Origin of the sequence: Streptomyces sp. RGM 3693 (assembly GCF_050471125.1) — a bacterium.
Taxonomy (GTDB): domain Bacteria; phylum Actinomycetota; class Actinomycetes; order Streptomycetales; family Streptomycetaceae; genus Streptomyces.
The window spans coordinates 102140-117450 of the sequence record NZ_JBMPPQ010000003.1 but is presented as its reverse complement, the minus strand read 5'-3'; the positions used below and the strand labels follow the sequence as shown (position 1 = coordinate 117450).

13 protein-coding genes are annotated in these 15311 nt (G+C 67.6%); 5 read left to right on the top strand and 8 right to left on the bottom strand.

The annotated features are described in order from the left end of the window. Window positions 1–105 precede the first annotated feature (105 nt). The 3 genes from ACO0M4_RS29165 to ACO0M4_RS29155 form a co-directional block, all read right to left on the bottom strand. Window positions 106–618: a hypothetical protein gene (locus ACO0M4_RS29165; RefSeq protein WP_430374079.1), complete on the bottom strand. Its 513-nt coding sequence runs from the start codon at window positions 616–618 to the stop codon at window positions 106–108. A gap of 141 nt (window positions 619–759) precedes the next feature. Then, window positions 760–1131: a hypothetical protein gene (locus ACO0M4_RS29160; RefSeq protein ID WP_430374078.1), complete on the bottom strand. Its 372-nt coding sequence runs from the start codon at window positions 1129–1131 to the stop codon at window positions 760–762. Further along, entirely contained in the window at window positions 1128–1877 is a 750-nt protein-coding gene (locus tag ACO0M4_RS29155) for a hypothetical protein (protein ID WP_430374077.1), read from the bottom strand. Before ACO0M4_RS29155 ends, ACO0M4_RS29160 begins: the two co-directional genes overlap by 4 nt. Before the next feature lie 805 nt (window positions 1878–2682). Here ACO0M4_RS29155 and ACO0M4_RS29150 point away from each other — a divergent pair. Continuing rightward, complete coding sequence (locus tag ACO0M4_RS29150) at window positions 2683–2967, top strand: hypothetical protein (protein WP_430374076.1); 285 nt, start codon at window positions 2683–2685, stop codon at window positions 2965–2967. A 165-nt stretch (window positions 2968–3132) separates the two neighbouring features. Here ACO0M4_RS29150 and ACO0M4_RS29145 read toward each other — a convergent pair whose 3' ends face one another. The 3 genes from ACO0M4_RS29145 to ACO0M4_RS29135 form a co-directional block, all read right to left on the bottom strand. Then, window positions 3133–3549: a UbiA family prenyltransferase gene (locus ACO0M4_RS29145; protein ID WP_430374075.1), complete on the bottom strand. Its 417-nt coding sequence runs from the start codon at window positions 3547–3549 to the stop codon at window positions 3133–3135. A 285-nt stretch (window positions 3550–3834) separates the two neighbouring features. Continuing rightward, complete coding sequence (locus ACO0M4_RS29140) at window positions 3835–4011, bottom strand: hypothetical protein (RefSeq protein WP_430374074.1); 177 nt, start codon at window positions 4009–4011, stop codon at window positions 3835–3837. A gap of 215 nt (window positions 4012–4226) precedes the next feature. Continuing rightward, window positions 4227–4718: a putative phosphothreonine lyase domain-containg protein gene (locus ACO0M4_RS29135; RefSeq protein WP_430374073.1), complete on the bottom strand. Its 492-nt coding sequence runs from the start codon at window positions 4716–4718 to the stop codon at window positions 4227–4229. An 83-nt stretch (window positions 4719–4801) separates the two neighbouring features. On the opposite strand from ACO0M4_RS29135, the gene ACO0M4_RS29130 reads away from it, so the two are divergent. From ACO0M4_RS29130 to ACO0M4_RS29115, 4 genes are all read left to right on the top strand, one after another. Continuing rightward, a complete protein-coding gene (locus tag ACO0M4_RS29130; RefSeq protein WP_430374072.1) occupies window positions 4802–6001 on the top strand; it encodes a hypothetical protein in 1200 nt (399 codons plus the stop codon). Beyond that, window positions 5998–9315: a hypothetical protein gene (locus tag ACO0M4_RS29125; protein ID WP_430374071.1), complete on the top strand. Its 3318-nt coding sequence runs from the start codon at window positions 5998–6000 to the stop codon at window positions 9313–9315. The genes ACO0M4_RS29130 and ACO0M4_RS29125 overlap by 4 nt, the downstream gene beginning before the upstream one ends. A gap of 8 nt (window positions 9316–9323) precedes the next feature. Continuing rightward, window positions 9324–12104 carry an RNaseH domain-containing protein gene (locus ACO0M4_RS29120; protein ID WP_430374070.1) on the top strand — a complete coding sequence of 927 codons (2781 nt, stop codon included), beginning with the start codon at window positions 9324–9326 and terminating at the stop codon, window positions 12102–12104. A gap of 225 nt (window positions 12105–12329) precedes the next feature. Beyond that, the gene (locus ACO0M4_RS29115; protein ID WP_430374069.1) at window positions 12330–13124 is read left to right on the top strand and encodes a 3'-5' exonuclease; all 795 of its coding nucleotides are present in this window, start codon (window positions 12330–12332) and stop codon (window positions 13122–13124) included. 966 nt (window positions 13125–14090) lie between these two features. Here the strand turns inward: ACO0M4_RS29115 and ACO0M4_RS29110 are convergent. Beyond that, window positions 14091–14687 carry a hypothetical protein gene (locus ACO0M4_RS29110; RefSeq protein ID WP_430374068.1) on the bottom strand — a complete coding sequence of 199 codons (597 nt, stop codon included), beginning with the start codon at window positions 14685–14687 and terminating at the stop codon, window positions 14091–14093. Then, window positions 14684–15298 carry a hypothetical protein gene (locus ACO0M4_RS29105; RefSeq protein ID WP_430374067.1) on the bottom strand — a complete coding sequence of 205 codons (615 nt, stop codon included), beginning with the start codon at window positions 15296–15298 and terminating at the stop codon, window positions 14684–14686. The genes ACO0M4_RS29110 and ACO0M4_RS29105 overlap by 4 nt, the downstream gene beginning before the upstream one ends. Window positions 15299–15311: the final 13 nt, after the last annotated feature.

The window sequence follows — 15311 nt, the reverse complement described above, 5'->3', positions numbered from 1 at the left end:
AGACCCAGCTCAAGACCATGGACCTGCCGCGCCGGCCCGGCCCGCCGACCGCCACCGTCAAGGCCCGCGGTGGCACCCCTGCCCACAACTCGGTGCCACCAGATTTCAGTGCGCTGCGGAAACGGCTGCCTGCCGGTGCTTGGGGACGCTGCAGTTGTGCCGGTTGCAGACTGCACCGTCGGTCTTAATCGCTCGGCAGAACGCGGCGTGCTCCTTACAACGGTCGTCCCCCGGGTTGGGCGTGCTGCGGCAAATCCGTTCTGTATCGGAGCCTGCCCAGGTACAGCGCCCGAGGTCTACGGCGCGCTCAGGTTTGTGCAGTTCGCAAGGCGTGCCCGCAGCCTTAACCGGGTTGAAGCACCACCGCTTCGGCATGCTGTTGGTGGTCAGAACGGCGTCCAAGGGTTCCATGCAGAGGGGGTGCGAGAGCCGGTCGAGTCTGTCGGCCAGTTCGTGTGCGTCCTGGCTGCGCGCCAGCTCGGCCAGGGCAACCAAGAGGGACGGGGTTGCCTCGACGTACCACTGGTCGTAGTCGTCGCCGTTGATGTAGCCAGGAGAGGGAAGCAGTCGAGCAGCGGCTTCGAGGGTCGCCACGACAGCATCGGACATCTTGTTCATCGCTTTCGGTCTTGTCAGGATGAGTCGTCGGAAGATGGTGCGGCTGCCGAACACACGGCCTGACCTCACCGTCAACGAAGCGGGCACCCACACACGCGTGCAGGCAATGGCGAAGAAGCAGCCAGTGGGACCGCTGCGGATTCAGTTGCCAGCCAGCGCGCCATCGTAGGCAACATCAACGCGGTGCGCCTTGATGTAGGCAGCGTCCCGGACGATGTCGAACCGGCGGAGCTCGGTCGCCTCGCAGTCGATGGCATCCGAGGTGTCGTGAAGCGTGCAGTGCTGGGCGAGCCAGCGGTCGGCGTCAGCCGTCTCGATCCGCCTGGGGGTTCCATACGCCTCGACGTAGCCGGCGGCCCCAAGTTGGAACTCGTGGATGCCGAGTACCTGTCCGTACTCGACTGGGTTTTGGCAGCGGCCGCCCTTCTTGGTACGTGCGACGCACTGCAGGTCGTGGGCGTCGCCGCTGGGGTTGACCCAGAGGCGACGACGCAGCACGACGAGCTGCCTCACGACTCCGCTCCGTCTGTTTCTGCGCGTGTGCAGATGTGCGCGGAAGGGCAGGTGGAGCAGCCTTTCACCTTCGCCAGCTCGGCAACGGCTGCGAACAGCTCACGAGCGCGTTCAACGGAGCCGATGTCCTTGTGATCGGCGAACTCTGCGGGATCAGCAGTGGTCCCGTTCGACATGTGCATCCTGATGAAGCCCAGCGCGGCGAACTCATCAGGTGCCAGGTCCTCAGGCCGAGAGGGGATGCACGTTTGGGGCACGATCATTTCCTCGGCATCGCCGGGGAAGATCCACTTTCCTCCAGGGCGTTGCGGCGGCTGGCTGACAATCCGAATCACAGGAGTGTCCTCACCCTCCACCAGGATGCCGCCAACTGCATGGAGCCGATGAAAGCTCTCCCGCACATCCGCGTCGTCTGGCACTGCTCCCGCCAAGGACGCGACGGACTCTACGGGCAAGAGCTGTGCGCTCTTCCCATCCATGCTGATGGGGACATCACCCGTATCGAGAAGCATGTCAAGCTGCACAGCTTGCATCGGGATTCGTCCGCGATACAAAGGCCGCAGCCGGGCGATCCGTTGCATGAGATCGGCGGCCTCCTCGCCAAGGCGAGGATCGCGTTCGGCTGTGTCAGCGGTGAACTGCTGGGAAATGTCGAACCACTCGTCGTAGCCGGGCGGCTGCAACTGCTGCAGCGTGTAGGTCGCACTGCGCCGACGCCGTGGCTTGCCAGGCTTCGTCCTACCCACGGGAAGCTCCTCTCCGCTGAGCTGGGCATCGTCGTCGACATCGCCGCAACGCCCCTGATGCCTACCTAACGCACCCAGCGCGCGGACGAATCGAGGGTCGGCTCCAGTTCCCGCGTTCGGCCCACCAGGGCACCGTGTCGACGGGCCCGTAGCGCCCAGTGGTCCGCCGGCCACGCCCGTCCTTGTATCGCCAGGGGCTGCTCGCCAGTGACGCGAGCAGCCCCTGGGCCCGCCCGTCGCCGCATGCGATGGTGGGCATGGGCGAGCACGGCCAGGGTGCCGTGGCCGACCGGCAGCGACCGGTGACGTCCGGGCTGCGGGCGGCAATGAACGACGTCCGACGGCTACCGCGACGGCACAATCGTCCTTGCGCACCTACGCCGCGCCAGCTGACTCGCCGGCACCGCCCTTGCCGCGGCCACGGCCCGGGTACCCGTCCCAGCCGGGCGCCGCTCGGCACCGAGCCGCGTTCACCCCGGACAAGACGAGCGCGGCGAGACCAGGTCCCGGCGGAGCCCCTCGCGAAGCTGGCGTCCATGAACGCTGAGCGCGTCAAGATCCCGAACACCGACGACGGCCGCCGGCTCCGGGACGCCCTCAGCGCCCTGCGTCCAGCCTGATGTCCCTCACGCACACCCGTGACGGAGTCACGGTGGGTTCGGATCTGCGCGGTGCGCCTCGCCCGTCACAGGCGGCCCTTGAGTCGGAACAGGAAAAGCGGCAGCGGCTGACGTGGTACCGAGTCAGCAGGAGGGGACGGAGACGAGTGAACGAGTTAGATCTGACAGACCAGGTGGATCTGGCGGTGAGGGCGCACGTGCGCCCGGGGCCACGGTTCCCCGAGGTCGTCTGGGCAGGCGAGAAGGTCCGGCTGCGGCTGTGGGCCAACCAGGCTGCGGACGTGGCGCGGGTCCTGGGGATCGGCACCGGGCTGCCGCTGGGGATGGAGCTGCCAGGGGTCGGGGTGCGGACGTCGGTGGGGACCGAGGTGGACGGCGTCGCGATGGTGCAGATGTCCGAGGGGGACGCGCGGCGCTTTGCAGCCATGTTGGAAGACGCGGGTCAGGCATGGCGCCATCGACTGTGCTGAAAGTGCCCGTCCTGTCCGTGTTATCTGCGGCAGGAGGGAATCGGTGCCGACCGTCGTCCAGCTGCCGGCCGGGAAGGCGCTGACCGTCCGGGCAGCGGCCGACACCTTCTTCGGCACCAATCGACTGCTGCTGGGCGTGCCTGTACGGATGTACTGGTTGGTGGGCTACAGGGTGAGGATCGCAGCGGAGAGGATCGCGGTGTACCAGTACTCGAAGAGGCGGTAGGTGCGGTGGTCGTAGGCCGGTGAGCGGCGGCGGGGCACGCGCCAGGCGATGGTCCAGCACAGGCTGGCGGTCCCGGCTTCGGCGATCCAGGCCCAGGTGGTGGATGCACGTAGCAGGAGAAAGTGATCGATCAAGGGCAGCAGGGCGAAGCCAGCGGCCAGGAAGGCGCGGGTGAACAGCTCGCCGAAGGCGGCGGGGAAGGTGAGGCGGCCGGCTGCGGTGTCGCCGGGCAGGTCGCGCAGGTCCTGGACGGGGATGAGCAGGAAGATCGGGACGGCGAGGGCGAGCATCCACCGCCAGGCGTCCGCGGTGAGCGGGCCGGTCATCTGCCAGGCCGGGCCGAGCATCGGTAGCACGCCGAAGCAGTGGGGGCGGGGCTGCTTCAGGACTAGCCAGGTGGGGATTCAGCGGCTTCGCTCGAGCGCGCAGTGGAGCACATCCGGGAGCGACTCGATGCTCTTGAGTACCGTCTCGCCGAACTCGAGGCACGACCGCCGTGCCGGTGTGAACAGGAGGCGGGTGGGAAGCCGCCCGATCGCCGCGGCCGGTAGGGGGCATGGGCGAGAGTGCCCGCTGCAACCTGGCACAGAATGCGGACAGCATTTCCAGGACGGCTTCGGTCGCTGAAACAGGAGGAGCTGTCACTCTCGGAAGAGGCGCAGGGCGACGTCGTCCAGGATCACTGAGGCCATCACGTCTGCGGCTTGTCGGTACTCCTCGTCGGTGACGTCATCCTGGCTTCCGAGCATGTCGAGCCACTCCTGTGCCTGCCAGGGGCACCAGGTCGCGAGGACTTCGGGGGTGGGGATGTCGAGCATGGGTGCTCTTTCTTCAGCTGAGGTACTTCTCTAGCCGCGCGATGCGCAGCCCGGGTAGGTCGGCCGAGTGCCGCACCCGCGTTGTCCCCGGCGGATCTTGTCCGATGAGCGCGTACGCTGCTGGCTCTTCTTCGGGATGCGCCGGTGCGGGTCGTGGCGGGGCGCTCCATGGGCGTCGGGCGGGCTGAGACTGCGCGCCGGGTTGGGCGTGGTGGTTATTGGCGGCGCCGTGCCGCTCTGCGGCGGGCCGCGGACCGTGGCGCGGCCCGGTCGATCATCTTGGTGGTGCCGGTGGGGGAGACGAAGGTGGCAGCGCCGTCTCCGTAGATGCCGGCGTGGGTGGTGTCGTTGGTCTTGTAGGCGAGCCGGTGCGGCACACCGAGGTGGCGTAGGGCGAGCAGGACGCGTTCGGCTTCGGCTTTGGTGGCCGTGCGTTCGTGCAGGTCGGCGGTGTAGATGCAGATGACGCGGCGGGTGTCGTCGCCGCGGGCGGCGTTGATCAGGGTGCCGGCCTTGGCGACGGGGCCGAGCTGGCTGGCGCGGACGGCGTCGTGGATCAAGCGCCATCCGGTATCCAGGGTGGCCATCGGCAGAAACCACAGCCACTTGCCCCAGGTTGGCGGTTCATCGGCTTTGGGTGCGAAGGCCCAAAGCCAGTGCGTATCGGTGGTGGTGGCGGGGGAGAGGCCGGTCGGGGGCTCATCCACGCGTAGCCTCCATACGGGGTAAAACCAGTACAAGACATCAGTTTATGGGAATTCGGGCGTTTTCCTGTTTGTACGGTACGCGCATGTCGTCGGCTGACAGCCCCACCATTGCGCGTCTGGACGAGGCGATCACCGCGTGCTGCCTGGCCGCAGCCGCCTTCGCCGACACCACACTGCCACCGCAGCGGGTAGCCCAGATGGCCATGGACTGCCTGGGCCTGCTGCGTGCCGCACACCCGGCGCGCAGCGCCCAGGGCTTGGACATGGCCATCTTTCGGCGTGGGCTGCGCGGACCGCTTGGCAGCCTGTTGCCTGCCCGCAGTGAGCTGCCCGTGGAAGTCTCCGAGCTCCACCTGCTCGATGAACGAGGCCAGTTGAACGAGAAGGTGCACCGACTGTGCCGCGAACACCTGGTGCCGCTGCGGGTGCTCGAGGTGCCCTGGCCGTGGGCACGGATGCGGGCTGAGCAGCAGCAGGGCCGCCTGCACGAGGCGCTGCGACAGCTACCTCCCGAGCTGTACGGGCGCGCCCGCATGCTGTGCATCACCCATCCAGCTGGGGAAGCGCGGGCCCTGCGGCGGGCCTGGGGTGATCTGTGGGGGAAGGTCGACTTCTTCGAGCCGATCTCCGAGTGGTCCTGGGCCCAGGTGGCCGGCTGGTGGTTCGCCTGCCCGCTGTGCCAGTGGCCGATGTTGGTGGAGGCGGAGGAGCACCGCGCACGGGTGCGATGCACCGCGCACGCCTGGCGTGGCGTGCGCTACACCCTCGATCTCTCCCGCACCCAAGGCGTCGCACCGCCCCGATTGCGCCTCACCGGCAGGCCCTCCTCAAAACAAGAATGGCCGACGCAGCCGGTGGTGGGGCAGCCGGCCAGCAGCGATCACCTCGCCTTCCAGGAAGGCGCGTGGCACTTCACCACCGTCGCGGGCCTGGTCGAGAAGGAACTTCGAGACCGCGCACACAAAGAGGTACCCGAAGCCCGCTGCGAGATGTGGCCAGCCGACCCCTACCCCGACGCCTACGACATGCGGCTGACCGTGCCGACCCCAGATGGTCAGCGGGTGTTCCGCGTCGACGTCAAGGACTGGATGGACGCCGCCGCCCTGGCCCGCGCCCTCATCAGCAAACCACTACCCGACAAGGCGATCAGCGTGGTCGTCCCCGACCAGCAGGAATCCCAACTGCACATGCTTAACGCCCGTCTGCCCGACTCCCACTATCGGGCCTTCACGGTCAGCCGGTTCCTCGATCACGTCGCCGACACAGCCCGGGGCCGAGTGTGAGCAGCCGGCGTGTGGACCCGGACGAACGGGACGAGCAGGAGGAGGTGATCGCGGCAGCCCTCGCGCTGACCGAGCACTACTTCGGCTACACCGACCCGCATGGCCGTCGGTGCGTGCCGCTCGACCAGGCCGGGGTACTGGCCACCGGACGCCTGGGCGATCTCATGGCCGGGTGGGAGCATCTGAGCGCCGACGAACACGAACGCCTCGGCCGCTTCTGGCAGGTGCGCGGTGATGATCTGGCCCGGGAGGCCGACTTCGCCAACGCCGCTCAGTACTACGCGGCCTGCAACCGCGGCCTGTACGACAGACCCGACCACGAGGGGCCCCAGCGCCGTCGGTACCTCGTGGCCCTCCACGCCGAGGACCCGCTCATCCTGGCCGACCGGCACCTGCATCAGGCCGCCCGATTGATCGCCGCCCGCAAGGACCTGCCGGTGAAGGCGGGCGAGGGGCTGTGGCAGTTCGGCACCCGCGAGATCACGACCGTGCGCGTGCCACCCCACGCCTCCACCACCGGCGACATGAACCTCAAGCCCTTGGCATGGAACACCGCACCCCGCTGCGGCGACGCCCATGTGGATGTCGAGGCCGTCCTCGCGCAGGTCCGCGCGCATGAGCACAGGGATGCGAAGGTAGCGTGGAAGCCGCAGCTGCTCGGGCAGTTCTTCGATCGCCTACGCGACCACCACGGTAACGCCATCGACCGCCTGGAGCTGCCGGCTGGGCGCCTGCAGATCGTCAACGCGCCCACCGGCGTCGGCAAGTCCGTCGCCATGCTCGAGATCGCCATCCTGGCTGCCCGTCAGCGACTGGGTCCGGTACTGGTGGTTGTCCCCCAGCTGAGCGACGCCTTTAAGACCACCGACAAGCTCCGCGCGATCGCTCAGCACGACCTCGACGACGATCTCCTTGACGCCGCTGGGCTCCCCGCCCGGCGCGCCTGCGACCTTCACATCACCCCGCTGATCACACCGAACCGGATGGCCGAGCAGGCGGGGCGCGCCGTCGCCCGCGACCGGTGGGACCGCTTTGATCAGCTTGCCCACCCCTGTGACGTGAAGGCGTGGATCACTCATGGCCCCGCCCCCGCACCGGGCGAGGAACCCTGCCTGCGTCTGCGCCGCGTCCAAGAGGGCGAAACAGACGACGGCGAGTTGACGGAGACCGGGCCCAGGGCCTGCCCGCGTATCGACCACTGTCCACGCTTCGCACTGCTCCGTGACGCCGCCCACGCTGACATCATCGTCACCAACCACCACAATCTGCTGCTGGGCAGCGCCCGGCTGCCCCTGCTGCTCGACGGGCTGCCCACCAGCCGCGAGAGCCTGCTCAAACTCCTGTTGGGACGATGCCCCCTCATCCTGATCGACGAAGTCGACGGTCTGCAGGCGACGTTGTGCGACGCCGACACCAAGCAGCTTGAACTCGCCGCTCATGGCCCCGGCACCACCGACAGCCCGCTGGTCAAGCTCGACCGGGCGCACCGCCGGCGCCCTGTGCCCCCGTCAGTAACACGCCGCATCGCCGATCCCCTGCGCCTGGCCAGGCACTTCGCTGAATCGTTCCTCGACTACGCCCTGGAGGGCGAACTGTGGCTCGAGCCAGACGATGCCGACCATGACCGACCTTCCTCCAATTTGCACCTGCCCGGCGCATGGGAACGCCGTATCGTCGCAGCTCTGCTGCACAAGAAGGAAAACGACAAGATCCCCTATGCGGACCTGGCGGGCTTGGCGGACCTGTTCCCCACCCCGTTCCAGGGTCAGAATCGTCAGGCAGAGCGCCGCCCACGGCGCGGACAAGTGCGTACCGAACTGCCTCAAGCCCGCGCCATCCGCCCACTCCTGGAGGAGGCAGTCAGCGCTGACCAGGGGCGCAACCGATTGCCCGCCATCAAGAATGAACTCACCACCCTGCTACAGAAGAACGGGCACCACGGCGTCGCGCTCCTCCAGTTGGTCAATGCGCTGCTGGTGCGCTCCTGGCTCGGCTGTCTGACCGACGCCCTCACCAAGCTGCGCAACGTCGCCGCCGCCGCAGACGCCTTCTTGCCCGAAGCCCGCCCGATCGCTGACCTATTGGGCACCTTCGCCCAGCATTCGCCTATCCCGCATGGCGCACTCGGCGACTCCCTGTACGGCTTCGCCATCACCCAGAACCCGCGTCCCATCGCCACAGGCCGGCTGCTCGTGCGGAGCTTCACCGGCGACCCGCACACCACGATGACTCAGCTCGGCAACACCATCGCCCTGGGCACCTGCGGCAAGCGCCGCCGCATCCTCGCCTTCTCCGCCACCGCCTACTTCCCCCGGGCCGCCAAGACTCACCTGCACTCCTTGCCGGCCTACCTCTACAGCGACGTGAGGCCCAACGCCGTGCGAGCCAAAGCCGGCCACGTCTCCCGCGACGACGACACCAACGACTTCTTCCGCCTGGCCGGACTGGAAGAGAGCGCCAAGGTGCGGGACCTGCCCGCCTTCGGCGGCCGCCTGTGGAAAAAACGCCTCGAACCTCACCTGCGTGAGGTCGCCAGTCTCGACCCCGACCGCCAACGCGTGTTGACCGTCGTCAATTCCACTTACCACGCCTTCCTTCTCGCCTCCGGCCTTGCCGCCGCAGCTCCCCAGCCCCACTGGGTTGCCGTGGTCCTGCCCGCCAGCGGCAAGGCGCCCGCCGTCGCCATGCCCTCCGGCGTCGTGCAGGTCACCGTCGACGAACTCGAAGAACTCCCCGCCCGGCATCCCGAAGTCAAGGTCATCGTCGCGCCCATCGGGCCGGTCTGCCGCGGCTTGAACATCCTCGTCCCCGGTACCGAACGCTCCGCCCTGTACTCGATTTGGGTCGGCACCCGTCCCGTCATGCAGATCCACGACCCGGCCACGATGTACGCCTCGGTCAACGCCGCTGGCATCTCCCGAGGAAGGCCCAGCCTGGACCCCGCCGCGATGCTCGCCACGCAGCGCTACACAGCCGAACAACGCGTCGAAGCCATCGTCGCCGCCGACCCCCACTTCAGCCGCTACCCCCGCTTCCTGAAGACCGAGATCCTCGCCGGCATCCTCGTCGACCTCATCCAGCTCTCCGGACGCGCTCGCCGCGGCGACACCGATGTCGAGATCTACCTCGTCGACAACGCCTTCCACGACGCCCGCTTCGGCAGCGACTACCCCTCCCTGCTGCGCACCTACTACGCCGAACTCGCGCCTGACGAACAACAACAGCTACGCCACACCTACGGCTCCACCTTCAACGCCTGGATCGACTTCGCCAGCGGCAACCCACCACCCCTGACCACCCTCGCGGCCCTCTAGGAACCCTGATGAGCCACCCCTCCCAAGGCCCCTATCTCGACCTGCTCGCCCACCGCGCTGACCAGGAACTGCTCGGTGACGGCTACCTGTACGACCTGACCCCCGCGGCAGCCGCATGGACGGCCGCCACTACCGAGTACCGAGGCATCACCGGCAGCGACGGCAACCTCCCCTACACCGCACTGCTGACCGTCCTGCGCGTACTGGGCAAAACCAGCGCCGAAATGGACCGGCCGTCACACGACAAGCCCCCCACCGGACTCATCACCGCGGCCCCCCTGCACCCCGACGACCTCCGTGACGCCGTCTGCCTATGGGAACAGGTCGCCCTCCAAGTCCCCGAAGACAAGATCAGCCTTGGCTACGACAGCCGCCTCGCCGATCAGATCGCCGCCATCGAACCCGAGCACATTCGCCTCGCCGACCACATCAACACCGGGACGCACACCTTCACCGCGCCCGGATGGCTCTACCCCGCTGCCACCTGGAACCCCGCACAGCTACTCGTCCGCAACACACTGAGCATCGATGGCCGCCAGGTCGAGCTGCGTGCCGACGACACCGGAGACGTCCACGCCTGGGAGCCCAAACACCTCTGGCCCGCCACCTGGACACAGATCAAGGAGGCCCGAGAGAAACGCAAGGACAAGAGCAATACAAGCAATCCAGCGCGCCTGCACGACGAGGAGCACACCAAGTACGCCGGACTGCACCTGGAAGTGCTCCTCGGCTCGCTGCCCGGCACACCGCAGCCCTACGTGCTGATCCAGCCACGCACTCTGCGCTACAGCGACCGCCTCGCCTCCGCCCGCACCGTGTATTACGCGGCCCAGGCTGACGCCCCGCTGATGACGCTCGCCCTCGGCGGTCGAGGCGAGCACACTCACTTCGCCCACGCCAGCCGCCTTGCCCTCGAGGCCTATGCCCGCCTGCGCGGCACCCGGCCCCTGCTGCCCAGCGTCGTACGTGACTTGAGCGGCACCCCGGGCGACTTCCGCGCCGTGCTGCCGTATTCCACCCGCTTCCCCATCGGTCGCGGCCCGGGCATGCACACCATGGCCGTCGTCAGCGACCATGCCCGCACAGCCTTCAACTCCGAGCCCCTGCGCCTACACCAGTGCACCGAACGCCTCTCCCGCTCTCGACGCACGACACATCTCGGACGCGACACGCACCTCCTCGACGCCCCGGACCTGGACCAGATCCTCCGCGCGGCCGCCTGCAACCGTCTTCGCATCCTCGCCCTCTACCACAACCCCACCACGCGCCCCCGCCTACAAAAGCTCCTCTGCTACCACTTCAACCGCCCCGAACTCGCTGAAGCCGCCGACGCAAAGCGAGACGACACACTCATTCGGCTCAACGACCACACCGAGATCAGCTTCAGCCACGCGCCACAACTGCTTGAACACCGAAGTGACCACACAGGGCGCCTGGCCGCCGCCCGCGCGATTCCACACCGAACCGCCCCACCCGGAACCCGTGTCCTCGCCCTGGCCGAAACCGAATTCGACGCCTCGGACTGGTCCCGCCGCCGCCGCGCCTCGCGCCCTAACGACTCCACAGAGAAGGACCCATACCTAGCCGACGCGAAGCCCTACGCCAACCGCTACCTGGCCCGATCCGGAGTCCTCGCCCAGTTCCTCAAATTCCGAGACCGCCCCTTCCCACCCAGCCGCAGCAAGGCTGCCAAGATTGAAAACCCCACCGAGCTCGAACGCCTGGGCCAAGAACTCTCCGGCGACCACCCCGGCCACTACGCCGTCGCCGACCTGATGCGTGCCGCCGGGCTCGTCCCCTCCCGACTCACCCGCAACCTCACCTACACCGCCGACGGTCTCAAGGAACCCCTTGTCCACGTCGGCCTCCATCTGCGCCAGCAGCGCAGCAACTGGAGAGCGGGCGAACCCCCACGTCTCGTCTGGCTCATGAGTGCGCTCATCCCCGACGGCGACCACTGGCGCGTACTCGCCCACAACCCCGGCTTCGCCCACACGCCGGGCACCTGGACCCCGTATACCGAAGCCAACCTCGAATTCCGCTCCGGCCAACTACCTCCTGGGCGCCGACAAGACCAACACCTCACCCACGACATCGACCAGGCACTGCTCAATCTCGGCCACCACAAAGGCACCGCCACCGGCTACGTGCTGTACGTCAACGGCAACAGCTGCCGCAGCCTGTGGCCACACCTCGCCAACACCCACCTCGACCAACCGATCGCGCCCGACGGCACCATCAAAAGCCTCGAAGGACGCCTCGCCCTCCCGAGCCTGTCCCTGGCCGAGCACCAACGACCCCGTGCCATCGTGCGCGTCACCGACGACAGCGCCTTCAGTGGGAAACTCCCCCGCCCCGCCCGGCTCCAACATCTGCGCACCGACTCCGAGACCGGCCTCGAAGGCCTCGAACCGGGCAAACGCACCAACGGACTCTTCGCCCACCCCACGGCCCGCACCACCTGGTACCTGGCCCACGTGCCCCAGCAGTTCAACGGCGGCACCCGCTACGCACGAGCCGGTGAACACTACGGCCGTTGGGCCAGCGACGACCCCGAGGAACAGGCCGAAGACTGGTACGCCCACACGCTCACCGAGTTCCACATCCCCTACCACACCACCGGAGACAACCCGTACCGCTACGCGCTCGCGGCAGCGCGCCTGTGCGACAACGCCCTCTCCTACGACCACCGCACCGACTATCCGCTCCCCATCCACCTGGCGATCCAAATGGACAAAGACCACCCCAACTACCGACGCATGCTGCACGAAGAAGAAGACGCCCGGTGAGCGATACCGTGAATCGCGAGCGTCTGATTGAGGCTGATACACCCCAAGGCCGTAGCGATCTGCGACGCGGCGGATCAGCGAGGTCGTCATCTTCCCATTATGGGGAGCGATACAGCAGACCATCGTTGGTCCCAGGTGACCCGGACCTGCTCACGGGGCTAGCCTCGGTGGCTGAGCCCGCTTCGCGTGCGGCACCGCACCGCAATGCGGGTAGTGAAGGGCGGTGTGGCCACCGTGGAGTTCGACGTATGGGACTGGGGTCATTGCCTTGATCGCGTAGTCGACGGCACACCAGTGCAACTCGTGCGCCCCAGCGACACCGAACGTCCGACCTGGGTTGCCTACGAGAACACTGGCTATCTGGGCACCGTCCACGCACAGGGCGATACGTGTGGCACCTGGCACGTACAGACGGTGCACGAGGACCATGTTCGTCTCGAGGACGCCGTACGTGCTCTTCGGCGTCCACCGACGTGGCCTCAGGACCGCCACCGCGCACGGCACTGGGCACGCGCTTGTCTCAACGATCCGCGGCTCCTCATCATCGACATCCAAACCACAGGCGTCCACAACGCCTGGGCCCTCCAGATTGGCCTGACCGACCGGCATGGCACAGCTCTCGTCGACGAGCTTGTCCACCCCCACGCCGAAGTAGAAGCCGCAGCAGTCGCGCTGCACGGCATCTCGGCCGCTCGTACCACCACCTCGCCGGCCTTCAGCATGCTCCTGCCGGAACTCACCGGGTTCATGGCCGGCCGCCGTTGCCTCTCGTATAACGCCGCCTTCGACCGCGGCGTACTGGAGAGAGAACTCTGGCGACACTACAAAAAAGATCACCGCCAGGTGCAAGCCTGGCTGCAGAAGTGCACCTGGGAGGACGCCATGCGCCCTTATGCCGCGTGGAAGGGCCTCTGGTCGACCCGCCATCGCACCTACCGCTACCAACCGCTCGGAGGCGTCTATGAGGCCGTCGCCAATTGCAGGCGCCTATTGAGCACCATGCAACACATCAGCCACTAACTCTCCCGCTTGCGCGTACCCCCTGCGCGGCAGCAGCGTTCGCGCCCCGCCACGGCCGCGCCCCTGCCGTGTCGCCGCCGCTCCGCGCCTGGGCCGTCCGTGCCCCACGTCCGTGCCGCGCCGCTCCCGTTGTGGCCGGCTGATGTTCCACGTCCGTCGACCGGGGCCGTTCGTCGGGGCTTGCTGGTCACCTGTTCACCGATCTCGCCTGGCTTTCACCGGTCCGCCATCCGGCCGTTTCGGCCCGGCGCCCGTCGGCGGGATCGCGCCCGCCGGGGCCACTGTCAGCAACTCCCGGCCTGGTCCCGGTGCGGAGTCTGCCACCGCCCGCTCGCCGAGCCGCTGGTGCGCTGCGGCCGACACATCCTGTGTGGAGTCGGGGTCGGTCAGCCCCGTTCCTCCTCCGCCGAGGGGCCGGCAGCTCGGTGGAGTGTGACAGGGCCTTCACCTTCTGCGGTGCCCTGTGGCGGTGGGTGGAGGGCGGGGCAATCGGAGGGAGAAGGCGGAGAGGATGCGGTCGATGTCGCGTACACGCTGTAGAAGATCCCGCGCACCAGGGCGCCGGCGCGGATGGCTCGGCAAGGAACAGCGCCTTGAGCTGCGGCCCAGTGACCTGTCCGTTCCCGGCGGTTTCGAGGCCCAGGAAGCGGTCGTAGCCGGTCAGACCGATGGAGTTGGTCAGCCCCGTCTTGGCGAGTAGCGCGTCGATGGTGCGGCGGACGGCGGCGTCGGCGGCGTGCGCGCGGGCGAGGGCGTCGGTGGTGGCGATCTCGGTGACGGTGGCGACCATGGCCGCCAGGCCCGCACCATTGCTGCCGTGGGTGGTCGACAGCAGAAACAGCGCTGGCTGCCCGGGCGTCCTTCGGCTCGGCCCAGTGGCAGACCTGCGCCCTGAGGGCCTCGGTACGCGTCGTCCGCGAGCACCCGGTGCTGCCTGAGTCAGCCCGTCCGGAACGCCCCGCACAACTACTTGAGCGCTGTGAGGACGGACCGGGTCAGGTTGAGCGTCCGCTGCAGTTGGTAGTCCCTGCTCCCGGTCCCGCCGGAGTACCTGATGGTGACCATGGCGTCGCCATGAACGACGTAGAGGTCGCTGTCGTTCGTGAGGGGGATGATGCTGGACTTACTGGGCTCGGTGGCGATCCATCCGCATAGTTTGTCGCCGAACTCGGCGGTTTCAGATGGCTTGATCAGATTCTCGGGGCGCTCCTCGTGTGACTTCATCTTCTGGCAGAGGTTGGCGTACATGCCGTTGTGGCCGCCGTCCCGGTCGAGTTCGATGGTGAGCCTGTAGCCGCCCGGGGAAGAATGCCCATCGCAATTGGCGATGTCGGGGGCGATCTTGTCGGATTCGAACTTGTTGTTCGGGGCGTAGTCGGTCAGCGTCTTGGCGCCGATTACGGCGCAGAGGTCGTCGGGCACCTCCGGTCTGTGGCCCTTCGGCCACACGAGAACGGCGCCAGCGGCGATCACGGCCACCCCGGTCGCGATGGCGATCCAGGTGCGCCGGTCCCGTCGAAGCGGTGCCTTGGTCGGTGCGGTGACCTCTGCCGGCTCTGTCATGTGTGGATCTCTCCTGTCATTCGCAGTTTTGCGAGCACCAGCCGGGTCAGTTCCACAGCGTTCTGCAAGGTGTCCTGCTGTCGTTCCGGCGGAATGCTGTACTCGATGTCGATCAGTTCACCGCCCTGAACGGTGTGCACGAAGACCTTGTGCTGGTATTCGCTGTGCATGATGGCGCCGCACATCCGGTCACCGAACTCGGCGGTTTCGGAGCGTTTCAGGGCGCGGCCGTCGATGTCGATGGCCAGGGAGTTCGCCCTCCGGCACGTCTTGGCGAAGTCCTTGACGGGCGGCTTGCTCCACCGGGTGAGGGTAATCCCGAGGTAGAAACTGGCCGGTGAGTCGGCGGAACAGAACGTGTAGCCGGGATCCAGCCTGTGATGGCTCAGTTTGGGGCTGGGGACGTACTTTGCGATCGAGTCCCTGCCGATGAACGCGCACAAGTCCTTCGGCGCCTCCGGGAGGTGGCCGCCGCCGTCCCGCGGCCACACCAGGACGGCTCCGGTCACGACGACCGCTAGGCCGACGACGAAGGCGATCCAGTTGCGCCGGTCGCGCAGGATGGGCGTACGAGTCCGGGGCGGTGAGGCGGGACTCGATGGCGTTGTCATGGGTGGACTCCTC